Raw genomic sequence first — 26,207 nt, 5'->3', positions numbered from 1 at the left:
GACTTACTATATACAAGGAGTGTGCCAGAAATAGACATTAGCTAACATTCAATGAGTTAGAGTGAAAAGTTGGAAACCGGACGCTAAAAGTGTCCGCGGACACATAGAGAAAGTGTCCGATTATCTGCTCATTTGAGCAGCATGTGTCCGATCATTTACTCAAATGGGCATTATTTGTGTCCGATTTGTTAGCGGACAGGTGAACACCTTGTCCGTTAACTGAATTTTAAGTCACTCATCGCAGCCACTCATCCCTGTCCATTACAAACCACATCGAGCGTTCCATCGCATTTTTCTAATAAACTAATTGCAAGCCCGCAAAAACTCCATTAGAATTTTCTCATGAACTTTTATCAATCAGTTTTGGGTACTCGATATGTCCGCTAGCTCTCATCAATCCAGCCTAAGTTCGGCTGTGTTTATTACAGCCTTGCTCCCCCTGATTTTCCTGGGCGTCAGCACCCCGGTCCTAGCCGCGATGGCAAGTTCAAACTCCATAGAGACGATTCGGGTATCCAATACAGAGCAAACCAAATGGGTCGAACTCGATGCCACACTGGAGGCGGTAAAGGCAGCTACAGTATCGGCACAAACCTCGGGGCGGATACTCAGGCTCAACTATGATGTGAACGATATTGTGCCTAAGGGCGCGGCATTACTCGAGATCACCAGCAAGGAACAAGGGGCAGAGCTTGCCAGCGCCGAAGCTGGGCTTGCCAGAGCAGTGGCATTAAACACAAAGGCGCAGCAGACAAAAAATCGTTATGAAGCGCTATTCCCCCAAGGCGCCATCTCCCAGGGTAAAATGGATGAGGCCATTGCCCGGGCAACATCCGCCGAACAAGAGGTCTCTGCGGCCAAAGCCAACATCATACGGGCCAATGAATCACTCACCTATACCACGGTGTCCGCGCCCTTCTCAGGCATAGTCACCCAGAGACATGTTGAGCTAGGGGAAACCGTCAGTCCGAGTCAGCCTCTACTGTCTGGTTTCTCACTGAGCCAGATGCGCGCTATCACTCAGGTGCCCCAAAGATATATAGATGCGTTAAAACGTCAGCCTAGGTTTAAACTCAGCCTCAAAGATGGTCGTGAGTTCAGCTCAGATAAGCTCACCATCTTCTCTTTCGCCGACCCCCTCAGTCACAGCTACCAGGTGCGCATCTCGCTTCCCGAGGGCGAGCCTAATCTGATGCCGGGGATGTGGGCTAAGGCCAGATTCAGTTCCGGGATCATTAAGCGCATCACGATCCCAAAATCAGCATTGATCGAGCGTGGCGAGCTGAGCGCTGTATATCGAAAATTGGGACAAGGTTTTGTGCTTAATCAGGTACGCATCGGCGTATCCGATAACCACAAAGCAGAGATCCTCTCCGGCCTGGATGATGGCGATGTTATCGCCCTGGACGCCTATCGGGTGTTACTCGAACAACAAGCCAGCAAGTAAGGGGAGCGCAACAGGATGAGCAGTTCACACATTCCAACTGAGCCGGGTTCCTCGAAGAGTCTCGGCATCTCAGGCAAGATAGCCGCTGCATTTCAGCTTAGCGCCATCACACCTTTACTGGCCATTCTCGGCCTGTTATTGGGACTGTTTGCGGTACTCGTCACCCCAAAGGAGGAGGAGCCTCAGATAGACGTCACCTTCGCCGATGTCTATATTCCCTTTCCCGGTGCCACACCGGCAGAGGTGGAGAGTCTGGTCACCCTGCCTGCAGAGCAAGTGATCTCACAGATCAAAGGCATAGATACCCTCTACTCCTTCTCACAGCCTGACGGTGCCTTGATCATCGCCATCTTCGACGTGGGAATCCCCAAGAACGAGGCCATAGTAAAACTCTACAATCAGATCTACTCCAATCTGGATAAGCTCCCTTCGGGCGCTGGTGTGGGCGAGCCCATGATCAAACCCAGAGGAATCGATGATGTACCGATCATGAGCTTAACCTTGTGGTCAAAAGACACTCAGGTGTCGGCGGAAGATCTGACTCATGTAGCCCACAGACTGGAAACCGAGCTCAAGCGCATTCCCGGCACTCGCAAGATCTATACTCTGGGCTCCCATGAGCTGGTGCTCAATGTGCGTATCGATCCGGTAAAAATGAACTACTACGGCCTGAGCTTCGATGCCATAGGTCAGGCATTATCGAGCAATAATCACATCTCCATGCCCGCCTCTCTGATACAGGGAAACCAGGAGATTAAAGTGCAGGCGGGCCAATTTCTACGTAGCTTAGACGATGTGAAACAGCTGGTCGTCTCCATCTATAAAAATAATTACGGTCAGAGTGTTCCCGTGTATCTGGCCGATATCGCCGAGCTGTCACTCAAGGCCGATATCCCCAGCAAGAGCGCCTGGCATGGCGACAAGTCAGGCATGTATCCCGCGGTCACTATCGCCATAGGTAAGCAGGCGGGCGAGAATGCCGTCGGCGTCGCCGAGCAACTTCTCCAGCGAGTCGATAAAGTCAAAAATATTCTGCTGCCGGACAATGTCGAGATCACAGTAACGCGCAACTATGGTGAGACCGCCGGAGATAAGGCCAATACCTTAATATTTAAGTTGATATTTGCCACCGCCGCCGTGGTTATCTTAGTGCTAATTACCATGGGCGCACGAGAAGCTGTAGTGGTCGGCATGGCCATCATCATCACTTTAGCCATCACCTTGTTCGCCTCCTGGGCCTGGGGCTTCACGCTCAATCGCATCTCACTGTTCGCACTGATTTTCTCCATCGGCATCCTGGTAGATGACGCCATAGTCGTGGTTGAGAATATTCATCGTCATATGGCCATGGGCAAGAAGAGCCTGACTGAGCTTATCCCCGAGGCCGTCGATGAGGTAGGAAGCCCCACCATATTGGCGACCTTTACCGTTATCGCCGCCCTGCTGCCGATGGCCTTCGTCTCCGGCCTTATGGGCCCTTATATGGCGCCAATCCCCATCAATGCCAGCATGGGCATGTTGATTTCCCTGGCCATCGCCTTCATCGTCACCCCTTGGCTCAGCCATAAACTACTGAAACATAAACGCGCTTTGCCTGAAGGAAATAGCGGTGAAAATCAACAAAGCACTGGCCTGATGTTCAGGTTATTCACCCGCCTTATCGGCCCCTTTGTGTTGGGCAAAGGAGCGAGGAAGGCTAGACTCGGACTCGCGGCGGGCATCTTTGTTTTAATTGGCGTCGCGGTCGCGCTGCCTATTGGCCAGTTGGTGCTCCTTAAGATGTTACCTCTGGATAATAAGTCCGAGTTTCAGGTGATGGTCGATATGCCCGAAGGCACGCCTGTCGAGCAGACTCAGCGCGTGCTGCAGGACTTGGGACGTTATCTGGCCACGGTAGAAGAAGTAGACAACTATCAGCTCTACGCCGGTACGAATGCACCGATGAACTTCAATGGCCTGGTCAGGCACTACTTCCTCAGGGAGAGTCAGGAGCTGGGCGACATTCAGGTCAACCTGCTGGAAAAAAAACACCGGGAGCGTGATAGCCACACTATCGCTCAGTCGGTGCGCGGGCCTCTGCAGGAGATTGGCAAGCGCTACCATGCCAACATCAAGGTGGTTGAGGTTCCGCCCGGGCCACCGGTATGGTCACCCATAGTGGCCGAGGTTTATGGCCCCAGTGAGGTGATTCGGGAGCGGGCCGCTAACGAACTGCTTACCTTGTTTAAACAGACAGATGGCGTCGTCGACATCGACATTTTCCTACCGGCCGCACAGCAAAAGTGGCAGGTAAAAATCGACCGAAACCGAGCCAGCATACTAGGCGTCCCCTATCAGAATATCGTCGACTTGATCGCCACCTCCATTGGCGGAAAAGACATGAGCTACCTACATGATGATAAGCAAAAATATCCTGTGCCGATCCGCTTACAGCTGAAAGAGTCGGCCAAGGTGGATCTCGATCAGGTACTCAATCTCAAGCTAACGGGAGCCGATGGCATACGCATCCCGGTATCAGAGCTGATCACTATCCACAAAGGAGTCATAGACGCGCCCATCATCCACAAGAATATGATCCCCATGATCATGGTGGTTGCCGACATGGCCGGGGAGAATGATAGTCCTCTGTATGGCATGTTCGACATGGCCGCTCAGATAGATAACAAAGAAGGGCTGGGATTCGAGCAACACTATATCAATCAACCCACGGGACTCGATTCCGTAGCGGTACTCTGGGATGGCGAATGGAAGATAACCTATGAGACCTTCCGCGACATGGGGATCGCCTATGGCGTAGGCATAATAGCCATCTATCTGTTAGTGGTGGGCCAGTTCAGATCTTACACAGTGCCTTTGATCATCATGGCCCCCATACCGCTCACCATCATAGGCGTCATGCCGGGACACGCACTGCTGGGGGCTAATTTTACCGCCCCATCCATGATAGGCATGATCGCGCTGGCCGGGATAATAGTCAGAAACTCGATCCTGTTAGTGGACTTCATCAATAAAGAGACCGCCGCCGGTGTTCCTTTCGAGCAAGCGGTGATCCACTCTGGTGCGGTGCGAGCCAAACCTATCATGCTCACGGCTCTGGCAGCCATGATTGGCGCCCTATTTATCATAGATGACCCGATATTTAATGGCCTGGCCATCAGTTTAATATTCGGCATCATGGTATCCACCCTGTTAACTCTGGTAGTGATCCCTGTGCTCTATTATGCCGTGATGAAGAATAAATTCAGCTAAATCCATTATTTAAGCTGGTAACTTTAGTCAAACATTGGGGAGCCTAACTCCCTTCCAGGAGAACATATGTCAATAGAGCGTTTTATCATGGCCTTCGCAGGGATCATGGTACTGATATCACTTGCCTTAACTGTGTGGGTCAACCCACACTTTGTCTGGTTCACCCTATTCGTCGGAGCCAACTTGTTTCAGAGCGCCTTTACCGGCTTCTGCCCCGTCGCTATTCTAATGAAGAAACTGGGTATGAAAACTGAGGCTCAGTGCGCCCTGGCTAAGCCTTAATCCAGTTAAACCATAGTAAAGAGAAGAGGAAAAATCTATGTTGAGATCCATAGCCGACATCATGGCCGAAGTGAAAGCCCCATTAAATACCATCACGGCGCAACAAGCCGCCTTAATGTGCCAGAGTAAAAATGGCGTATTAATCGATGTGCGTGAAACATCCGAACGGGCCCAACAGGCCGTAGAGAGCGCAGTACATATTCCCCGTGGCGTATTAGAGATGAAGATGCTCACCCTCTATCCTGACGAGAAACAGGCCATCTTCATTCATTGTGGCTCGGGGGTCAGAGCATGTCTGGCGGCGGAGCAGTTGCTGAGACTTGGATATGAGAATGTGTGGGCGATCACCTGTAAACAGGATGCCGTCTTCGCCGCCAATAGCTAGTCGCCGATCATAGCCTCGCTAACAATAGAGGCTATCAAATCGACGAGCTAACCAATGAGTCGGTCACCACTCGATGACTGACCCACATTTTCACACTGCATCCAGCTTGTTTTGCGGAGCAAACAATACAGATTAAAATATTAGTCAAATTATCTCAGAAAATGAAAAAAATCATCCCAGTCAAAAAATACTCCCAGTGTCGAAATACTAGCGTAAGAGTCAAAATTCTATCCACAGCTAAAAAGACCAATAAACCAAATGTCTTACAGACTGGGCCATCAGCAAATGGCCCAAAACATAAATCAACAGTTACGCAACCCATATGGCACGGTAAAAAACGCAAGCATTAACATACTCTAAATTAGAGTATTTATTCACATGCAACACTTTGTAACCAGGCAAATAAAATAGCTTTAACTTTTTGAATTTAAACTGTAGTTTCTCGCTTACATTCGTTCATTCGTACGGTAAAGCAGATACAAGCCGCTCAATAAACGAATGCCATTATTAGTCACTTGGCAAACTAGTTGAAAGACTAGGACGCAAAGCTTCCGATCTAAAGATGTTAGTCAGTTAACTAGCATCCAAGATAGCGGGGTTGCAACTTACTGAAGTTAGCGCTTCAGGCCAAATTGACTGTTCACAAATCTATCAATTAATTGGAAGTATTTATGACAGTAAATCAAAATATAATTCGCCTCTTTGCTGCAAGTACACTGCTTGCCAGTACAGGCGCATTCGCCCATGGGTACATCACAACACCTGGGACCGAAGCCCGAGGTTACCTTTGTGATAAACAGCCGGAAAACAGTAACTGTAATGAGCTAAGAGGAAACTCTCAAAGTCTGGAAGCACTTAAAGGTTTTCCAGCTTCTGGGCCTGCAGATAGCCAAATAGCCAGTGCAGGCACTCCCTATAAAGTACTCGATGAGCAGTCCCCTTTGCGATGGGTAAAGAAAGAGATTGAATCTGGCCCGATGGAGATCCACTGGACCTTCACCGCCAACCACAGAACCGCTAAGTTTCATTACTACATGACCAAACAGAACTGGAACCCGAGTGCGGCACTCACCCGAGACAGTTTCGAACTCGAGCCGTTCTGTGAAGTAGATTATAACGATCAGGTTCCTCCTATGGCTCTGTCCCATATGTGTAATATTCCTGAGCGTAGCGGTTACCAAATAATGCTAGCAGTTTGGGATGTAGCGGATACGGCTAATGCCTTCTATAACGTTGTCGACCTCACCTTCGATGATGAAACACCTGAAGGTTGGAAGCATGGCGGTACTATCATCCCATCTAGCGACTTAAAAGCTGGTGACTTGGTGAGAACCCGTGTATTTGCTAATGGCAGCGAAGTTTCAGGTTTAGCTACACGCCTTGAAATAACACAAGATACTCAGGCCTATGTCTGGTCTTATGCTTTAGCCACTAAGATCAATGCCGAGCAAAGTGAAATCCAATCGGGGCAGGTCAATACTCAGGCTGAATTTGTGCCAGTCTACGGCAGCAATAAGATATTTGTCAGCAAGGCAAGCGACATCACCAGCGTAGAAATTCAGATAGAACAATTGCCACCAGAACATGATGTCACTATCACAGGAGTAGAGGGCAGTTATGAAATCCAAGATGGCTCAGTGACAATAAACTTCGAAGCTAGCGCAACTGGCGATACCATGTTGGTAAATGCAACCCTATATGATCATGGCGGCGCACCGCTGGCCTACGAACATGCCGTGGTTGAAGACAATGCCAGCCATAGTTTTGCAATTACGCCAGTGGCTAATGTCCAAGCTGACCATCATATTCTCAAACTGATAAGTAGTCCCAAAAATGGCGGAGATAATGTCCATGAAAACTTCGATATCATGTTCAAAGAGCCAAGCACTGGAGAGTATGACTATAGCTTCCCTGAAGGGTTAGGCTCTTACGTTGAAGGCACTAAGGTGTTTCAACCGAAAAACGGTCAAATCTATCAGTGTAAAGCCTTTCCATACAGCGGTTGGTGTAACATCTGGAGCGAAAGTGCCTCTCAGTATGAGCCAGGTGTAGGCAGCAACTCTTCCGATGCCTGGGATGAAGTAAACTAGTTCACACTGACTAAATACCAATCCTCCCAAAAATAAAAGCGATCGTTAACGATCGCTTTTTTCATGCCTCATAGACAAAGAGTCAGATTTAAATTAATGCTCAATTAAAACACTTAATAGAAGGTGCCGAACATACAGAAGGTGGCATAGCCTTCTGTCATAAACCGGAGAAGTTGACATCTATTTCGTACTCTTATCTCGTTTGAAGGAGAGAGCAATGACAAGCTCACCATTAAAAAGCACACAGGCTCATTACGACTTATTAACTCGTTTTTTTCACTGGGTGATCGCGTTTACTATTATTTATAATACAATTGCTGGATATACCATGTTCGTACTCGAAGAGACATATCCAGTCATCTATCAATTTATTGGAGATATCAACGTATCCCTAGCCAGTGTGGTAGCAATACTTTTTATATTTCGCTGGATATGGTCACACTTCAGACAGGAGCCTGATTCAAGCAGCGGCCTCCCATTACTACAGAAAAAGATAGCCAACATTGTTCATTCAACTTTGTATTTAAACATGTTTATTGTTTATTTATCAGGATTTTTAATGCTAGAACATAGCTTTGAAATTTTCTGGTTGTTTGAATTACCCAATCCAATAACCACACCAGAAATAAACCATTTCTTTTTTATAATTCATCGATACAGCTGCATTTGTTTAGCTATATTTATGTTAGTACATATTGCTGCGGCGCTTAAACATCATTTAATAGAAAAAAATAATGTACTCATCCGCATGTTGGGACCTAAATTTATACTTCGTAAAACCATTTAAATAAGGGTTATTCATATATGGATGGATATTAATAATGAAAAACTTCAATATTAATATCGGCTAGATACACAAAAGCCAGGTTTTTAATCGCGTAATTAGCCTATCCCAAAGAAAAGCGATCGTTAACGATCGCTTTTCTTATGTTTCATGGCTTAAGATTCTGACTGGAGCTTATGCTCAATTAAAACGCCTGGAAGAAAATGCCGAAGGAGCAGAACACAGCCACAAACCAAGCCAGAGAACGTAAAGTCCCTTTATCGATCAAATAGAGAATCTGATAGGCGATACGTGCAACCACATGAATTATCGCCAAGGTCACTACTGTTTCATTAACGCTATCGGTGGCAATGACAGCCACTACCGACGAGCCAAAAATCAATAGAGACTCGAAGGCATTTTGATGCCCCGCCACCGCGCGAGCACCGAAGCCAGTTAGCTTGGCCTGTTGCGCCCTCGGGTGGGCGTTATCGTAGCCACCCGCTTTAGCCATGGCCCAAGCAACAGGCCCTTTCGTCAAATAAGGCAACAACATGGCAATAAACATACAAATAAGTAAAGTCGTCATAGGGCACAAAGTTCCATTAAAATTGTAGGACCGGCTTTAGCCGGGAGAGATAACACAGATAAAGCTTCGCAGCTAAAGCAGCTCCTACATAAAAGCTCATAGTTCGCGGCTATCTCGCCTTATCTAACGCATCACACAGGGCTTGAACGCCTTGAAGTGCGCGCGGTGTAGCTCTGTGTAACAGGTCTGCATTGAGCTGATAAATATGCTCATTCTTAACTGCCGGGATCTCCTGCCACTCACTCCAGTCGACGCCTAAAACATTGCCTTCATCCTGGCTCTGCAGAATAACGTCCGGCATCTTCAGCAGCACACTCTCCAAACTGACCTGAGGGTAATCACTGGCCGCATCGAGATAGACATTGTCGCCATGACAAACAGCTATTATCTGTTGTATCCAGCTATTCTTAGCCACTGTCATCAAGGGAGTAGACCAGAGCTGATAGAAGACTTTCACCTCAGGCTTAACCAGATTATCGTTTCGCAGAGCCTCAAGCCCAGCAAGGTAATCAGCGGCGACCTTGTTTGCCTCGACTTGATGGCCAGTTAACTCTCCCAGCTCTTTTAGCTCATCGGCAACGGCTTCCAGTGTCTTAGGGTCGCTGTTATACACATTAAATCCCAGGTCCTTTAAGCGCTGTAGATCCTCGGCCTTATTGCCACTTCCCCAGACCACGACTAAGTCGGGCTCCAGCTCAAGCACCCTCTCTATCTGAATGCCGTGATAGCCACCGATTCTAGGGATATCCAAGGCCGATTTTGGAAAGTCGGCATGATCTGTGGTCGCGAGTATTGAGTCTCCGGCGCCAATCGCATACAGCATCTCAACCGAGTGCGGCGATAGCGCAATCACTCGTTTAGCGGGCGCGGCCATAGACGAAAATACTGGCAGACAAACAGCCAATAACAAGACGATTCTTTTTATAGTTTTCATTACCTTCTCTTATAAAAATACACATAGCGATTTCATTCAATGACAGGCCAAGACCAATTACTCTGAGATTGATTGACAGCAATAAGATAGAGCAGTACTATCAGTCTTGCAAGCAGTTGAAAAATAGGTGTATTAATGAACTATTTTCTTGACTATAAGCAATGCAGATGTGGTGGAATTGGTAGACACGCTAGCTTCAGGTGCTAGTGCCCGTAAGGGCGTGAGAGTTCAAGTCTCTCCATCTGTACCAAACTTATCTTAATATCCAAGTACTTATCCCGTTTCACTCTAAAACTCTTCCAAAAAAATCACCCTAGATTTATCTAAGCAACCCCCAAGATCCTCTCTAAGAATCCAAAGAAATTCTCTTAAGACATTCACTGAAAGCCTGCCCCTGAGCATACGCGCTTTCTACCCAAAAGCCGCCGAAGGCTCTTTATTAGATAAGCTGACGGCTCTATGTAATTGGCTGAACTCTTTATAACTGCAAGCCGGGCAGACAATAACGCCACAGTGGTTAGCACAAAGAAATGTAATTTCAAACAGGCAGAAAGAAAATGGCGTGATGAAGAAGCGAAGTGCAAGGCGCCCCACAGCGAACAACGAAGACATACCTTTAGGTAGGCGAATTGTGAGCGAGGACGTAACGCAGCAATTCACTTCTGCAATAGCCATTTTTAGTAGTCGAAGCCGGGTTGGGCTTTAATTCCATTATCAAACGCATGCTTAATAGGTTGAACCTCACTCACAGTATCCGCCAGCTCGATAATAGCCCTGTGACACGCCCTTCCGGTAATAATTACATGCTGCATTGGCGGACGACTCTTCAGTGCCTCTATGACTCTGTCGACTTCGAGATAGTGATAGCTCACCATATAGGTCAGCTCATCAAGCATAAGGCAATCTATCGACTCGTCTTTGAGTAACGCTTCCGCAGCAGTCCAGGCACTCTCGGCGGCTTGGGTATCTTTCTCTCTATCTTGGGTTTCCCAGGTAAAGCCGGTACCCATCACATGAAATTCGACCCCGGCTCCTTCGAGTAGAGTACGCTCGCCACATTCCCAGTTACCCTTGATAAACTGCACTACCGCAGACTTTTTACCGTGACCGACACTGCGCGCAATCGTGCCAAACCCCGAGGTAGACTTGCCTTTACCATTACCTGTTAGCACTAAGAGAATGCCCTTCTCTTCTTGAGCCGCAGCAATTTTGGCATCGACAGACTCCTTGACTCTCTGCTGCCTCTGCTTATGACGTTGGGCTTTCCTCTCTTCCAGGCTCATCTGTTTCTCTTCATCAATTGAATTCGAGTTTTCGTTATTATCTGTCATTTTATTCCCATATTTTTATGTAGGATCGGCTTTAGCCGGGAGATTCGATGCAAACTAAAGCAGCTCCTAGCCCCTAATTCCTAGGTGGTAGTTCCTAGGATCAGCTCTAATTTATCCATATCTAAATCTTTCTCTAACTGATCGGCAAAACGATTCAACTGCTGATCACGAATAGCATCTATGTCGACAGGTTCTGCATCCGACATACCGGCCCACTTAAGTAATAGCGCGCAGGCATCCGGTGAGTCGAACAGGCCGTGCAAGTAAGTGCCTAACACTTGGCTATCTTCTGAGAGTAAACCGTCACTGAACGAGCCTGCAGCAGACGCACCTTCAACTTTTGACTCCACCGGAGATAAGCTCAGGGGCTGAAGTTGGCCCTCGGCTTGAGTTTTGAGTAACAGGGATTGGCCACAATGGATCTCATAGCCTTTCACCTCGGTCAGCTCACCGAGTAACGAAAGCTTACCTGTCACCTGACGTAGGACTTTTTGCGGTTTTAGCTCAGTGACCAGAGACAATAGCCCGAGTCCTTCGCTTTCACCGGGCTCGCCTTCGACACCGCTAGGATCATCGATAAGCAGGCCTAACATCTGATAGCCACCACAAATCCCCAGCAGCTTGCCGCCGTATCTCAGGTGCTTCTTGATCCCTATGTCCCAACCTTGATTCCTTAGGAATTCCAGATCGGCACGGACATTTTTACTGCCGGGCACTATGATGAGATCCGCTGGTGGTAACACACCAAACTCAGATTGACTCTCGGCTTGGATCTGCAGGGATACATAGTTAAATTCAACATGGGGATTGAGCCGCAGAGGATCGAAATCGGTATGATTACTGATCCGCGGGAAGACGAGCACCAAGACCTTGAGCCTGGTCTGAGTCGATTTATTGGGTGCTGGTGTCAGCGCATCCTCGGCGTCCAGATGCAGATCGTGCAGATAGGGCAGCACACCCAGAACAGGCTTATTGGTGTACGTTTCTAGCCAGTCTAATCCCGATTGCAGCAGGGCTATATCGCCGCGGAAACGATTGATAACGAAGCCTTTGACTCTGGCCTGCTCTGACTCAGACAATAATGCTAAGGTGCCCACCAGATGGGCGAATACACCACCTTTATCGATATCGGCAATGATGATCACGGGACAATCTACCGCTTCGGCGAACCCCATGTTGGCGATATCACCTTCGCGCAGGTTGATCTCAGCCGGACTACCCGCCCCTTCTACCATCACCAGCTCATAGGCATGGGTTAAACGCGAAAACGAATCCAACACGGCAGACATGGCTTTGACCCGATAACCGGGCAGGTACTCGCCTCCACTTCCATCACCCTGACCTTTATGCAGACCGAAGAAGGTCTTAGCCTCCATCTGGTCCAGTGCCTGGCCTTGAACTATGACCTGAGCACCGGTATCTGAGCTAGGTTTAAGCAAGATGGGATTAAAATCTGTGTGCAGGGGTAAACCACAGGCCACCGCTTGTAATGCCTGAGCACGGCCAATCTCACCACCATCGGCCGTTACCGCACTGTTGAGTGCCATATTCTGTGGTTTAAACGGGGCAACGCGCCTCCCCTTGCGGGCAAATAAGCGACACAGGCCAGCGACTAAGGTGCTCTTACCTGCATCGGAAGTGGTTCCCTGCACCATAAGCACACGGGCTGAGCCCATCTTTGAATCGATCGTGTTATTAGAATTCATTTTGTTCTTTTTATTTAGTATGAAGCCGCAGGCTGTAAGGTTTTTAGAAGCCATAAATACTGAGAGACATGAAGGATACAAGCCTTCTTAACCCCTAACCTTGTTTGCTTTATTTTAATCTACTGGCTAATAGATTGGATTCCGGCCATAAGCATGCCGGAGTGAAGAGTGAAGAGTGAAGAATGCCTTCAACTTTCCCTTATAGCTTTCTTAGCTTCTACCCCTTCAATCTCATGGGTAAACCAGCTGTCACTTTAGTCACTGTATCCGCAATAGCCGCTATATCTTGATGCAGCCAACCCGCCTCATCGACGAAGCGGCGATTAATCTCTCCCAAGGGCACAATGCCGCAGCCAACTTCATTGCTGACCAGATAGATCTCACCGGGTAATTCGGTTAATGCCGAGAGTAAAGCTTGCTTCTCGGCGTTCCACTTGCGATCGCAATCGGTAAATACCGTCGGAGAATCTTCGAGCATCAAGTGATTGGTTAACCAGAGTGTCAAACAGTCGACCATGAGTACCCTATCCTTCCTGGCATATTCACTCAGGGTTTCCACCAGATTTAACGGTGTCTCGACGGTTATCCAATCCAAGCTATCAGCCTCTCGGTCAGCTTTATGACGAGTAATTCTGTCATTCATCTCGTCATCTAAGGCCTGAGCCGTGGCAATGTAGACGCACTGATAACCATTTTCGCTGCATGTCTTTGCCGCCATGGCAGCATAACCCGTCTTACCGCTACGGGCCCCACCGAGTACCAGATGAATCATGTTATACCTCCTGAGATGCTCTTAGCTCTCATAATAGCTCTTAAACAGCTAACGAACACATCACCGAAAGCTGGTTCTATCATGCTAGGCTAGCTAATAAGAGTATATAAAATACTAGCTCGGAGACTTGTTGAGCAGCGCCTAAAGTGTCACCGGTATAACCGCCTATCTGTCTTCGAAAAACAGTCACTAATAACCAGCGAGCTAGGAATAAACTTACTGCTATCAGTATGGCTGACCCCAGACCACTAAGCCATAAAGCCAGAACACCTGTGACCAGCAAAATAGCGAGTTCATTGGTGGTTTGGCTTTCGGCCAATGGCTTGCTCTTGCTGCCCTTCTCTTCACTAACACTAGTAGCGCTAGCATAAGCATCACTGACATATATGTCGGTAAAGATAATACTCGCGGCTAACACCCGGCTGAGGCAATGACCCAGAATCAGCGCCACAATGACAAGTTCAGGATCATATAACGCCAGCTCCAACAGCAACATGTACTTTAATATCATGGACAACAGCAGGGTTACCGCGCCATAGGTACCGATACGAGAGTCTTTCATTATTTTCAGTTTATCGGCAACCGCCCAACCGCCACCAAAACCATCGGCGGTATCTGCCAGACCATCTTCATGAAAGGCCCCTGTCACTGCCACACCAGCGATCATAGCTAAGATGATGCTGATAGATGTTGGCAGAACAGTCAGGCTGAGCTCATAGACCAGTGCCGAGATAGCACCAACGAGTATCCCAACCAAACCAAAATACCTGCTGGCCTTATTGAGATTATCGGCATCGACTTTGACCCAAGTCGGCATTGGAATGCGGGTAAAGAAGCCCATAGCAATAAAAAACAGCGTTAGTTCTCTGCGTAACACGTCCATAAATAATCCTTTAAAGAAGTTCCTAGGCCCTAGAACCTAGGAACTGAAACCTTCTTTTTAAATCTCTATTCCTGCATCGCTGAAGCTGGCCATCTCATTGTAGAAACCAGCAGCGGCCTGGATCATAGGTAAAGCCAATGCTGCACCGGTTCCTTCACCTAACCTCATGCTTAATGTCAATAAAGGTCTGGCCTGAAGGTGCTCCATCATCAAGCAGTGTCCCCGCTCATCGGATTGATGGCCGAAGATCATATAGTCACGAACATTTTCATTGATCTGCACCGCAACCATAGCAGCCGCTGTAGCGATGAACCCATCGACCACGACTAACATTTTCCTTTCCGCTGCGGCTAACATGGCTCCTGTTATCTGCACAATCTCAAAACCACCTAAACAGGCCAGAATATTCATAGGACTGGTCAATTCAGGCCCATGAAGATGCAGGGCTTGCTCAACCAAAAGCTGCTTTCTCTTCAGGGTCGCAGCGTCTATACCTGTGCCGCGGCCGACACATTCGGCCCCCTCCATATTCATGATGGTGGCCATGATAGCCGCCGCCGATGAGGTATTGCCTATGCCCATCTCACCTAAGGCGATTAAATTTGTCCCTTGCTGGTGATGATATTCGATTCGGTTACGGGCCATCTCGAAGCCTTGCTTTACCGCACCTAAAGTCATAGCTGGCTGTTTATGAATTGGGTTTGTTCCCGCACCTAATCTCTGTTCGATAATACCTTCAACACCTTCGAGTGGTTGTAGTATTCCGCAGTCGATCACCTCTAGTTCGAAGCCAACTTGGCGACAGAAGACATTGATTGCAGCGCCGCCTTTGATAAAATTCATCACCATTTGAGTGGTCACATCACTGGGCGCTATCGACACTCCGGATGCTGCTATGCCATGGTCAGCGGCAAAAACCAGCAGTTTAGGCTTGATGATTTCAGGCTTATCCTTATCTAAAATTCGCGCCAGTTGCATGGCTATATTTTCCAGTTCACCCAGAGCACCTAATGGTTTGGTCTTATTATCGATCTTATACTGGATCTCTTCATCGAACTCATGGCTCACTGGACTAATATCAAACATTATCTACACCCTGTTTATTTTCGTTATTCATTATTTTTTAAAAGCAAAGACAGCTTCGCGGCTAAAGCCGCTCCTACCTAGAGGAGGTTCACTTCCTTCGACTTAAGATCCCTAAGAAGAAGATGCTGCCTATCACAGCTGTGATTATGCCTACGGGCAGTTCCTGATGGCTCAACATGGTCCGTGCTAAGACATCTACCCACACCATAAATACCCCACCGACTAAGGCAGTGGTAATGAGGGGGAAATGACCGGGAAACAGCATTCTTACGGTATGGGGTACCATTAAACCAACAAAACCTATGCCGCCACAATTGGCAACGAGAATCGCGGTGATGATGGAACAGAGCAGCAGCATTTGCAGCCGCAATCGACTCACGTTTATACCCAAAGTATGGGCCGTTTCATCACCTGCCCGCATGGCCATTATCTGTCTCTTAAACAGTAAGATGATACCTGTACAGCCAGTGACAATCACAAAAGGCGCGATTAACCCACTCCAGCTGGCTTTCGAGAAGCTCCCTAGACTCCAAAACAGCACTGATGCGGCCGCCTGAGGGTCTGAAAAGTAGAGCAACAAGCTAGTTAGTGCGCCGAACATAAATGATATCGCCACGCCCGAGAGCAACATGCGCTCTATCTGGCTGCTCATGTGTCGGCCACACAGAGCCAGTACCATAGCAACCGACAAGCCGGCCCCCATAAAGGCCCCCAGAGGCAATGTCATCCAGCTAAACTGTTCAAACAGACCAGAGCCGGCGAGCAGCCCTGAGCCGGTAAATAGTGTTAGCACAATAACAGCACCAAAAGATGCCCCAGAAGAGATACCGAACAGATAAGGGTCCGCCAGTGGGTTGCGTGTGACAGTTTGCAGCACACTACCTGCGATAGAGAGACCAGCTCCAGCAATAAATGCCAATATGACTCTAGGAAATCTCAGTTCCATCACTATGCGCTGGGTGATGCTAGCAACGTCGCCAATCCCGAACAACTGATGCAAGACCACATCTAAGGTGTCCATAAACGAGATATTTGCGGCACCAAAACTCGCGGCAAACATCAGACTCAGCAGAGATAATAAGCTCAGGGAGAATAAAATCCATTTATGAGCAAACAGCTCATGCTTAACCAAATCGACTTCACCAGTTTTCATTTCTCTGGTTTTCACTGCAACTGAATCAGTTTCCGCCATTCCAATTCCTGCTGGGAGTTTGACACTTCTAGTCATGGGCTACGTCCTCGAGAGAAACCGGGCCACTTTTATTACCCTGACTCTTCTCACGGCCCTTCTCATAGCTATTCTTATGTCCTGGCTCGTAACCCTTGTCGTAACTCGTCTCATAACCATAGTAGTAACAGATCTGTGGATTTCCATGTTGAGGATGAGGCGCGACATGGGAACAGACACCGAAGACCTCGCCTATGGCCTGCTCTGTGAGCACCTGTTTAGGCGAACCGTAAGAAATACACTTTCCCTCTTCCAGCAGAAGTAATTTGTCGCACATGGCGCTAGCGAGATTAAGATCGTGAATAGAGGTGATCACAGTGATCCCGATTGAGCGCAACAGCTCCATGATCTGGATCTGATAATGGATATCTAAATGATTGGTCGGCTCATCGAGAATAAGAAGTTTAGGCTGCTGCACTATGGCACGCGCTATCAAGGCTCTTTGCTTTTCACCGCCAGAGAGATATTCATAACTCTGCTTAGCCTTATGGGTTAAACCAACTTTTTCCAGCGCATCGGATATCAAGACCCGATCGGCAGAATTAGTGAATTCGAACGGGCCTTTATGGGGCGTCAAACCGATAGCCACCAATTGCGCCGTGGTCAACTCGAAGTGATGAGGGGTATCTTGCAGTACTACTGCCACCTCTCTGGCGAAGGCCTTAGAGGAGAGACAAGTTATCTCTTGGCCAAACAGCTGGATTCGGCCACTATCAGGCTTGATATATCGATAGATGCAGCGAAGCAAGGTCGACTTTCCCGCACCGTTAGGCCCGATAATGCCGAGCATCTCACCGCGCCTTATGGAGAAGCTTACCTGCGACAGAATCGAGCGTGACTCGACTTGCCAGCTAAGCTCGCGCACATCCAAGGCGAGCTCAGGTGTGTTCTGTGACGTTGAGCCTGAAACTAATGACATCTATGACTCCCCCGAGTTACCCGCTCGAGTATTATCGCGACAAAATGAGGCAGGTATCCTGACTGGTGATTAAAAACAAGATTCTAGTTCCTAGGTACTAGATTCTAGATTCTAGATTCTAGGAACGTTTTTAAAAATCACTCACAGTTGCGGGCACAGTTTGGGCTTCTAAAGCTGATAGCTAATGCTATAAACATAAGCTAAAGACATAAGCTAAAGACATAAGCTAGGAGCTATCGTCCCAATTCCCTTTTAAGTTTGAGTTAGCAATAAAATGGGCACACTTGATTAAACGGCCAGATTAGCTCTCAACACCTCATTTTGCGAACTTGAAACCTTCCTCTTAGAAACTAAAAAGAATAAAAAATTAAATAAAGTACTAAATAGATAATTTACATAACAAGCTCTAATGGGCGCTATTATGCCGATTTTACTTGTATTGGCAAATTGTACCTGTGAAGTGATCGCGTTGATTCATACTAAGACATACTCAGATAAGTCATAGAGACAGAGTAAAAAGCGATTAGTCATCGCCCCAATGCAGCTTAGTGAAGTGGCCCTGAGGAGAGGTGAACACAGATATCTTGACCACAGAAGCATAAGCTAATGACAGCTGAGTGTAAAAACCGGCCACCCCACTCACACCAAGGGCATTGGCCATCAAGTGTCTCATCACTCCAGCGTGAGTGATCAAGAGTAAGGTTTGTCCCGAATATTGCTGCAAAATAGATTGCCAAAGGGCATCGATTCTGAATTCAAACTCAAGCATGCTCTCACCATTAGGTGGTGTCACGGCCCAGGGATTCTTCCAATAGCTTTCTATCATCTGAGCGGAGTTCTGATACAAACTCTCTAAGGTCTCGCCATCCCAATCACCAAAATTAACCTCCTTTAAACCGTCCTCCAGTTTTAATGGCACTCCATTTTTCAGATAGAGGTTGAGTGCAAACTCACTGCAGCGACGCAGGGGGGATGAGAATAGTTGGTCAAACTCCACATCGTGACGCTCAACGAGACCTTCAATGGCAGCTGTCATCGATGCTCGCCCCGCTTGACTCACGGCGACATCTGTATGCCCCCTGAGTATATCACCGCCTTCGCATTCACCATGACGGAGAAGATAAAAGACAGTGGTACGCTCAGCCTTATTCTCAATGCAGCTCTTGCTGTCACCTTGAGCTCCTTCAGACATATTTTCTCCTTTGCTGGTTTCCCGTTTCTATTTCTAGTGCTACTTCCTAGAATCTAGATTCTAACTCCTATCCTCTTGTTCCCAGTATAAGTCTAACTCTCAATATTTTGCGGGAAACGTATATGGTAACAGAGTCCCTTACCTGGCGATGTTTCGACGTCAACTTCCCCCTTGAGTTTCTGGGTCACCAAGTTATACACCAGATGTGTGCCCAGTCCACTGCCTCCCTGATTACGCTTAGTGGTATAGAAGGGATCAAATAGATTCTTCTCGCCATCTTCATCTAAGCCGACACCATCATCGCTGTAATTCATTAATATGTTCCCCTCACTGCCAGTCACTTCTATGGTGACCTTACCGACCTGTTCAGGCTTAAAGGCATGCAGTAAGCTATTCATTATCAGGTTAGTCACCACCTGCGAAATAACCCCAGGATAGGTATTACAGATAAGCTTATCTGGACATATAACCTGTATTTTATGAGGCTCTTTTTTCAATGTTGGACGCAGCGACATTAAGATCTCGCCGAGATATTCTTTAAGGCCAAACTCTCTAACCTGCTCACTGGATTGATCCACAGCGACCCGTTTAAAGCTCTGGATCAACTTAGATGCCCGAGCATTGTTCTTAAGAATGATATCCATCGACTCGGTGCAGGTTAGCATAAAGCCTTGAAACTCCTCTTCACTCAGCTCCCCGGCGGCAAACATCTTCTTCAGTCCAACGACCTCATCATGTAGGTGAGATGCCGCGGTGACACAGACACCGATTGGCGTATTGATCTCATGGGCTATTCCCGCGACCATTTTACCTAATGATGCCTGCTTCTCGGTTTCAACCAGATGGGCCTGAGCGCTCTTGAGTTTATCTAAGGTCTCTTGTAGCTCGCGGGTTCTGTCATCGACTATACCCTGCATCTGCTCTGAGTATCGCTTAGCCAACAACTCTTTCTCTTTCGAGTAGTTAAGTTGTTGCCTTAACTGAGCCGGACTTATTTTCAACTGTGCCAATAACTGACCGTAATAACGCTCTAAGGTGCGGATCTCTTGCTCGGAATAAAGGTTAGACTGAGTCACCACCATGTGGGCCACCGCTGCCCCAGTGATACCACTCAACTGCCTCTCAGTGGTTCGCTCCAGATTTGCCAGTTCCTGCACATTGATCAGACTAGCCTCATTGAGTTCAGCCTCGATCAGACAGGCTGCCAGTTTCATCTCGGCATATTCAGGAGTCAGATACTGGCTGAATATACCTTTGAGTAATTTAAGCTTAGGATCAAGCTCGATATTTCTGGGCAAGGTATCCATGATGGCTTCATCTTCAGCCACACGCTCAGCCATCACATCCATAAACTCGGCATTGTAACGCTTCTCTTCCCCGGACATCTTAGAGTACAGACTGCCCAATACCAGCGCCGAGATGTTTGCCGCCATGGACCAGAAAGCGCCATGACTGATCTTGTGCATTTCGGTGCCCAATAGATGCTCGGGATGCAGCCAACCTATGCCGAAGGGACCCGTTAACAAAATATCGGCATTGATCCAACCACTTTTCATGATTGCAGGTAAAAGCAAACAATAAGCCCAGATGCCAAAGCCAGCGCACAGGCCCGAAAATGCGCCTTTCGTTGTGACCTGAGGCCAATATAAACCGGCAATAACCAAGGGCAGAAACTGTAACACGGCGCAAAATGAGATCATCCCCATGTTAACCAACATGTAGGACTCGCCCAGATAGAGGTAAAACATCTGCCCGGCCCCAAGCACGATAAAAACCGCCAACCAGCGAGATTGCAGTAAATACTTCTTCAAGCGACTATCCGGTCTGAACCACTGAATGAGAGGTAAAACCAAGTGGTTACTGAACATGGTCGATAGAGTCATTCCCGACACCATAAGCATGGCCATAGAGGCTGAGAAACCACCAATGAACACGAAGATAGTCAATAGCTCTTGCCCGGCTAACATGGGAATAGACAACATATAGCTATCGGCTGTTTCGGGCCCCAACAGTAGCAAGCCCGCCGCCGCAATAGGCGTGACAAACAAGGTCATCAAGATGAGATAGACAGGCAGCCACCACTGGACTTTTTTAACATGATTAGGGTCCGGGTTCTCCACCACCATCACATGGAACTGCCGTGGAAGTAGCATGAAGGCTGTTCCCGCTAATATGAGGTAACTAAACCAAGTGACAAATGCGGGTTTCGACGACATATTAGCCGCAGCCTCTGGCATCTTCTGTTCCAATTGAGCAAAGATATCCAGGGGAGAGTCGAACATCACGAAACAGACAAATACCCCGACGGTCAACATGGCTGCCAGCTTAACCACACCTTCTACCGCCAACGCCAACATCATGCCTGGGTGACGCTCAGTGGGGTCCAGATGGCGGATACCAAACACTATGGTAAACAGGGCGACGCCCAGCCAAACCAACCAGGCTATAGTGAGCTTAGTCCCGACTTGCACCGCCAGAAGCAAGTCGATAGACGTATTTATCGCCTTAAGCTGCAGGGCTAAATAAGGCACTATGCCTATCATGGCCACTAAGGCCGCGAGTCCCGCCAGCGACACACTGCGATTATATCTGGCAGAGAGGAAGTCAGCGATACTGGTCACCCTGTATATCTGCTTAATCAGCAATATTCTTTGCATCAAGGGCCAGATAACGATCATCAAGAGCGTCGGGCCCAGATAGATAGTCAACATCAAGATGCTAGAGCGAGTGGCGATACCGACACTGCCGAAGAAAGTCCAACTGGTACAATATATGGCTAAGGACAGGGCGTAAACTGCGGCGCTGGTGGTGATCTTTTGGGCTAGTTCGCTACCAGCTTCAGCCCAGGCAGCAATCATATATAGAAAGCCTACATAAGCTAATATGATCAGCAGCAAACTCGTAGCGCTAATCATCTCACCACCTTGGATTTTACATAAAACTCTCTGTCATGAGGAATTTGAGGATACAGAGCACAAAGCACAACTTTTACCGTCTCAGCGAGAGGCTGGAGAGGTAAATTGGGCTCCAATGCATGTCTACACATCATCGACTAACCTACTTAGTCAAAGCATATAAAAATAGAATTAAAGACAGCCAAATCAAAGTGATACTCAGTAACATACTAGATAGGCTGAATGCTATGTTGCTGGCGACTGGCCATGAGACAATAAAAAACCACATAATTAGAGCCAACAGTCTGAAGGCTGCTTGATTATTATTTTTCCTCCACACCACATTTCTCCAGTAAAGAGCCTGCTTAAAGCATAGTTCAGACCTTAAAAGAGTGGAAAATTCATTCACAAATAAGTCAATATACAAGGTGATAGAACACACAATATGGCAACTCGACACAGATACGTGTCTGGTTTAGTATAGACGTCTATACGTATAAACATCCAAACGATACCACGCAGTGGTTTCAATAGAGATGCAGCGCAGATCTATTAAGGCAGGTAGAATTTATGGCCAGTGGCACCCTAAGTACCCAAAGATTAACCAAAGAGAAAGGTCAACAACTCACCTTAAAATTGACCCGACAACTCGAACAAGGGATCCTCATTCTCGATGGTGCCATGGGCACCATGATCCAAGACCTTAAGTTGGAAGAGGAAGATTTTCGCGGCGAACAATTCAAAGACTGGCATAAGGATGTTAAAGGCAACAACGACATGTTGGTGCTGACTCAAGCTGCTGCCATCAAGGGCATTCATAAACAATACCTGCTGGCCGGCGCCGATATTATCGAGACCAACACCTTCAACTCGACGCGTATCGCCATGGCCGACTACGACATGCAGGAGTTCTCGGCCCAGATAAACCTTGAGGGAGCCCGCCTCGCCCGCGCCGCTGCCGATGAAGTGGAGCAAGAGACTGGCCGCAGCTGCTATGTAGCCGGTGTACTCGGCCCGACTAACCGCACCTGTTCTATCAGCCCGGATGTGAATGACCCGGGATACCGAAATGTCACCTTCGATGAACTGGTCGAGGCTTATGTTGAGTCTATCAATGCCCTGATTGAGGGCGGCGCCGATATCATCATGGTAGAAACCATTTTCGACACCTTAAACGCCAAAGCCGCACTTTTTGCCGTCGAGACTGTCTATGACGATCTCGGTGCACGCTTGCCTATCATGATATCCGGCACCATTACCGATGCATCGGGCCGTACCCTGACCGGACAAACCACCGAAGCCTTCTACAACTCACTACGCCATGTTAAGCCGCTATCAATTGGCCTTAACTGCGCCCTGGGACCTAAAGAGCTGCGCCCTTATGTAGAAGAGCTATCTAAGATTTCCGAGTGTTTCGTCTCGGCTCATCCAAATGCGGGCTTGCCCAATGAGTTCGGTGGCTATGATGAAACCCCTAAGCAGATGGCCGATATTATCGGTGAGTGGGCCCAGGACGGCTTCCTTAATATAATCGGTGGCTGTTGTGGTACCACGCCGAATCATATTCGCGTCATTCGCGAAGCCGTTATCAAGTACCCCGCCCGTCCGCTACCCGATATCCCGGTGGCCTGTCGTCTGGCTGGACTTGAGCCGCTGACGATTGATGAAAACTCGCTGTTTCTTAACGTGGGTGAGCGTACCAACGTCACTGGCTCGGCCAAGTTTTTACGTCTTATCAAGACTGGTGAATTCGAAGAGGCGCTTTCTGTTGCCCGCGATCAAGTAGAGAACGGCGCGCAGATCATAGATATCAACATGGATGAGGGCATGCTCGACGGCGCCGAAATCATGCACAAATTCCTGAACCTTATCGCCTCCGAGCCTGATATCTCACGTGTGCCGATTATGATCGACTCCTCCAAATGGGAAGTGATCGAGGCCGGACTTAAGTGTATCCAGGGTAAAGGTATCGTTAACTCCATCTCGCTAAAAGAGGGAGAAGAGAAGTTTATCCAGCAGGCCACCTTAGTTAAACGCTACGGCGCTGCGGCCATCATCATGGCCTTCGACGAACAGGGCCAGGCCGATACTAAGGCGCGCAAAATAGAGATCTGTACCCGCGCCTACCGGGTATTGGTAGATAAGGTGGGCTTCCCGCCGGAAGATATCATCTTCGATCCCAACATTTTCGCCATCGCCACGGGTATCGAAGAGCATGATAACTATGCCGTCGACTTTATCGAAGCCACCGCCGAGATAAAGCGCACCTTGCCCCACGCGATGATTTCCGGCGGTGTATCTAACGTCTCCTTCTCCTTCCGTGGTAACAATCCGGTCCGAGAGGCGATTCATGCCGTGTTCCTCTATCACGCGATTCAGGCCGGCATGGACATGGGTATCGTCAACGCTGGTCAATTAGCCATCTATGACGATATCGACCCAGAGCTTAAGGAAAGGGTCGAGGCCATAGTCGGGAACTTTGCTTGCACCGCAGTCGATAAGAATGGCGATGCCACCAATAACACAGAACTGTTATTGGAAGTAGCGGAGAAGTTTCGCGGCGACGGCAGTCAAACCGCCAAAAAAGAAGATCTCGAATGGCGCAGCTGGGAGGTCAATAAACGTCTGGCCCACGCTCTGGTTAAAGGCATCACAGATTATATCGACGAAGACACGGAAGAGGCGCGAGCAGCGTCGAGCCGTCCGCTTGATGTGATCGAAGGCGCTCTGATGGACGGCATGAATGTCGTCGGTGACCTGTTCGGCTCAGGCAAGATGTTCCTACCTCAGGTGGTAAAATCTGCCCGGGTAATGAAAAAAGCCGTGGCTTACCTCAACCCCTATATCGAAGAAGAGAAGACGCCGGGTCAGTCAAACGGCAAGATCTTAATGGTCACCGTTAAGGGTGACGTGCACGATATCGGCAAAAATATTGTCGGCGTGGTACTGGCCTGTAACGGCTATGATGTTATCGACCTCGGAGTCATGGTGCCGGTGGAGAAGATCATCGACGTGGCCATAGCCGAGAACGTCGACATCATAGGCATGTCAGGGCTTATCACCCCGAGTCTGGATGAGATGGTGCATAACGTTAAGAGCTTCCATAAGGCGGGCTTAACCATTCCAACGATAATCGGCGGCGCGACCTGCTCGAAAATTCACACCGCGGTAAAAATTGCCCCACACTCACCGACAGGGGCCATCTATATCGCCGACGCCTCACGCGCCGTGCCTATGGTGTCCAAGCTGATTAATAACGAGACTCGTCAGGCCACCATAGACGCCGCCTATCAGGAGTACGATGTGATGCGCGAGAAACGCCTGTCACAGACCAAGCGCAAGATCATCACGACTATCAAAGCGGCCCGTGATAATCGCTGCAAGTATGACTGGGACAACTACACCCCGTTTATCCCCAATCAGCTGGGCCGTCAGGTATTCGATGACTACCCATTAGAAGATCTGGTCGAGCGTATCGACTGGACGCCGTTTTTCCGCAGCTGGGAGTTACACGGACACTTCCCTAAAATCTTAACCGATAAGGTCGTTGGCGAAGAAGCCACTAAGCTGTTCGCCGATGGCAAGGCCATGCTTAAGAAGATCATCGATGAGAAATGGCTCACCGCCAAGGGCGTTATCGGCCTGTTCCCTGCTAATACTGTCAATCATGACGATATTGAGCTGTACTCTTGTGATGGGACGGACGAGTCTCGCGAGAAACCAATAATGACCCTGCACCATCTGCGCATGCAGATAGAGCGTGTGGGCAACGACAACTTCTGTCTGGCCGACTTTGTCGCACCAAAAAACTCAGGCGTCGCCGACTACATGGGCGGCTTCGCAGTCACTGCGGGTCACGGTATCGACGAGCATGTTGCGCGCTTCGAAGCAGACCACGATGACTACAGTGCCATTATGCTCAAATGCTTAGCAGACCGATTGGCCGAAGCCTTCGCCGAGCGTATGCATGAACGTGTACGTAAGGAGTTTTGGGGTTATGCCAGCGATGAAGTGTTGGATAACGAAGCACTGATTCGTGAGAAGTATAAAGGCATACGTCCAGCCCCTGGTTACCCAGCTTGCCCCGATCACACAGAGAAAGGTCTGCTTTGGGATCTGTTAAAGCCCGATGAGACTATCGGCCTTAATATCACCGAGAGCTACGCCATGTTCCCAACCGCTGCAGTTTCTGGCTGGTACTTCGCCCATCCTAAGTCGCGCTACTTTGGCGTGACCAATATCGGTCGAGATCAAGTCGAGGATTATGCGGCACGTAAAGGAATGAGTATTGAGGATACAGAGCGGTGGTTAGCACCAGTGTTAGATTATGATCCTGAGTAATCATAAGGTTACTCTTTTTAGTAGGGGTTCCTGAATCATCAGCTATCCCCTGTCATCCCGGCGATGCTTTTAGGCCGGGATCTAGCTTTCCAAACTTCGTTTGGATGTATATCGCA

General features: G+C 48.4%; 18 protein-coding genes, 1 tRNA gene and 2 riboswitches. Of the genes, 8 read left to right on the top strand and 11 right to left on the bottom strand.

Going from position 1 to position 26,207, the window contains the following annotated elements:
- The first annotated feature begins 376 nt into the window (after window positions 1-376).
- The 6 genes from FS373_RS10725 (at window position 377) to FS373_RS10700 (ending at window position 8,240) form a co-directional block, all read left to right on the top strand.
- Entirely contained in the window at window positions 377-1,447 is a 1,071-nt protein-coding gene (locus FS373_RS10725) for an efflux RND transporter periplasmic adaptor subunit (RefSeq protein WP_194165840.1), read from the top strand.
- A gap of 15 nt (window positions 1,448-1,462) precedes the next feature.
- Entirely contained in the window at window positions 1,463-4,696 is a 3,234-nt protein-coding gene (locus FS373_RS10720; RefSeq protein ID WP_152829416.1) for an efflux RND transporter permease subunit, read from the top strand.
- Window positions 4,697-4,762: 66 nt separating this feature from the next.
- Window positions 4,763-4,978, top strand: a complete 216-nt coding sequence (locus FS373_RS10715) for a DUF2892 domain-containing protein (RefSeq protein ID WP_144045087.1) — start codon at window positions 4,763-4,765, stop codon at window positions 4,976-4,978.
- 37 nt (window positions 4,979-5,015) lie between these two features.
- On the top strand, window positions 5,016-5,363 hold the full coding sequence (locus tag FS373_RS10710) for a rhodanese-like domain-containing protein (RefSeq protein ID WP_144045086.1): 348 nt from the start codon (window positions 5,016-5,018) through the stop codon (window positions 5,361-5,363).
- 507 nt (window positions 5,364-5,870) lie between these two features.
- Window positions 5,871-5,969, top strand: a riboswitch (cyclic di-GMP riboswitch).
- A 65-nt stretch (window positions 5,970-6,034) separates the two neighbouring features.
- Window positions 6,035-7,453, top strand: coding sequence for an N-acetylglucosamine-binding protein GbpA (gbpA, locus tag FS373_RS10705; RefSeq protein ID WP_144045085.1), 1,419 nt, complete (start codon window positions 6,035-6,037; stop codon window positions 7,451-7,453).
- 217 nt (window positions 7,454-7,670) lie between these two features.
- The gene (locus tag FS373_RS10700) at window positions 7,671-8,240 is read left to right on the top strand and encodes a cytochrome b (protein ID WP_144045084.1); all 570 of its coding nucleotides are present in this window, start codon (window positions 7,671-7,673) and stop codon (window positions 8,238-8,240) included.
- Window positions 8,241-8,421: 181 nt separating this feature from the next.
- Here the strand turns inward: FS373_RS10700 and FS373_RS10695 are convergent, their stop codons facing one another.
- Window positions 8,422-8,805 (bottom strand): MAPEG family protein, encoded by a 384-nt coding sequence (locus tag FS373_RS10695; protein WP_144045083.1) that lies wholly within the window; start codon window positions 8,803-8,805, stop codon window positions 8,422-8,424.
- 109 nt (window positions 8,806-8,914) lie between these two features.
- Window positions 8,915-9,739: a cobalamin-binding protein gene (locus FS373_RS10690; RefSeq protein WP_144045082.1), complete on the bottom strand. Its 825-nt coding sequence runs from the start codon at window positions 9,737-9,739 to the stop codon at window positions 8,915-8,917.
- A 163-nt stretch (window positions 9,740-9,902) separates the two neighbouring features.
- Between FS373_RS10690 and FS373_RS10685 the strand changes: the two genes are divergently transcribed.
- Window positions 9,903-9,989 (top strand) — tRNA-Leu (locus tag FS373_RS10685).
- Window positions 9,990-10,416: 427 nt separating this feature from the next.
- Here the strand turns inward: FS373_RS10685 and cobO are convergent.
- The 9 genes from cobO to FS373_RS10640 all read right to left on the bottom strand — a co-directional run bounded on the left by cobO (window position 10,417) and on the right by FS373_RS10640 (window position 21,771).
- Entirely contained in the window at window positions 10,417-11,070 is a 654-nt protein-coding gene (gene cobO / locus FS373_RS10680) for a cob(I)yrinic acid a,c-diamide adenosyltransferase (RefSeq protein WP_416221759.1), read from the bottom strand.
- 80 nt (window positions 11,071-11,150) lie between these two features.
- Window positions 11,151-12,776 (bottom strand): cobyric acid synthase, encoded by a 1,626-nt coding sequence (locus tag FS373_RS10675; RefSeq protein WP_227992672.1) that lies wholly within the window; start codon window positions 12,774-12,776, stop codon window positions 11,151-11,153.
- 217 nt (window positions 12,777-12,993) lie between these two features.
- Entirely contained in the window at window positions 12,994-13,548 is a 555-nt protein-coding gene (gene cobU, locus FS373_RS10670) for a bifunctional adenosylcobinamide kinase/adenosylcobinamide-phosphate guanylyltransferase (protein WP_144045081.1), read from the bottom strand.
- A gap of 79 nt (window positions 13,549-13,627) precedes the next feature.
- A complete protein-coding gene (locus FS373_RS10665) occupies window positions 13,628-14,431 on the bottom strand; it encodes an adenosylcobinamide-GDP ribazoletransferase (RefSeq protein ID WP_144045080.1) in 804 nt (267 codons plus the stop codon).
- Between the two features lie 57 nt (window positions 14,432-14,488).
- Window positions 14,489-15,517, bottom strand: coding sequence for a nicotinate-nucleotide--dimethylbenzimidazole phosphoribosyltransferase (gene cobT / locus FS373_RS10660; RefSeq protein ID WP_152829415.1), 1,029 nt, complete (start codon window positions 15,515-15,517; stop codon window positions 14,489-14,491).
- Between the two features lie 88 nt (window positions 15,518-15,605).
- Complete coding sequence (locus tag FS373_RS10655) at window positions 15,606-16,670, bottom strand: FecCD family ABC transporter permease (RefSeq protein WP_144048824.1); 1,065 nt, start codon at window positions 16,668-16,670, stop codon at window positions 15,606-15,608.
- A 67-nt stretch (window positions 16,671-16,737) separates the two neighbouring features.
- On the bottom strand, window positions 16,738-17,664 hold the full coding sequence (locus FS373_RS10650; RefSeq protein WP_144045079.1) for an ABC transporter ATP-binding protein: 927 nt from the start codon (window positions 17,662-17,664) through the stop codon (window positions 16,738-16,740).
- Between the two features lie 30 nt (window positions 17,665-17,694).
- Window positions 17,695-17,967, bottom strand: a riboswitch (cobalamin riboswitch).
- Between the two features lie 220 nt (window positions 17,968-18,187).
- Window positions 18,188-18,856: a histidine phosphatase family protein gene (locus tag FS373_RS10645; protein ID WP_152829414.1), complete on the bottom strand. Its 669-nt coding sequence runs from the start codon at window positions 18,854-18,856 to the stop codon at window positions 18,188-18,190.
- Between the two features lie 92 nt (window positions 18,857-18,948).
- Window positions 18,949-21,771: an ATP-binding protein gene (locus FS373_RS10640; RefSeq protein ID WP_144045078.1), complete on the bottom strand. Its 2,823-nt coding sequence runs from the start codon at window positions 21,769-21,771 to the stop codon at window positions 18,949-18,951.
- A 549-nt stretch (window positions 21,772-22,320) separates the two neighbouring features.
- Here FS373_RS10640 and metH point away from each other — a divergent pair.
- Complete coding sequence (gene metH, locus FS373_RS10635) at window positions 22,321-26,091, top strand: methionine synthase (RefSeq protein ID WP_152829413.1); 3,771 nt, start codon at window positions 22,321-22,323, stop codon at window positions 26,089-26,091.
- Window positions 26,092-26,207 lie beyond the last annotated feature (116 nt).

The sequence above is a fragment of the Shewanella sp. YLB-07 genome (genome assembly GCF_009377275.1).
Note: the sequence above shows the minus strand (reverse complement) of the source record. Positions and strands in the feature narration are given on the sequence as shown.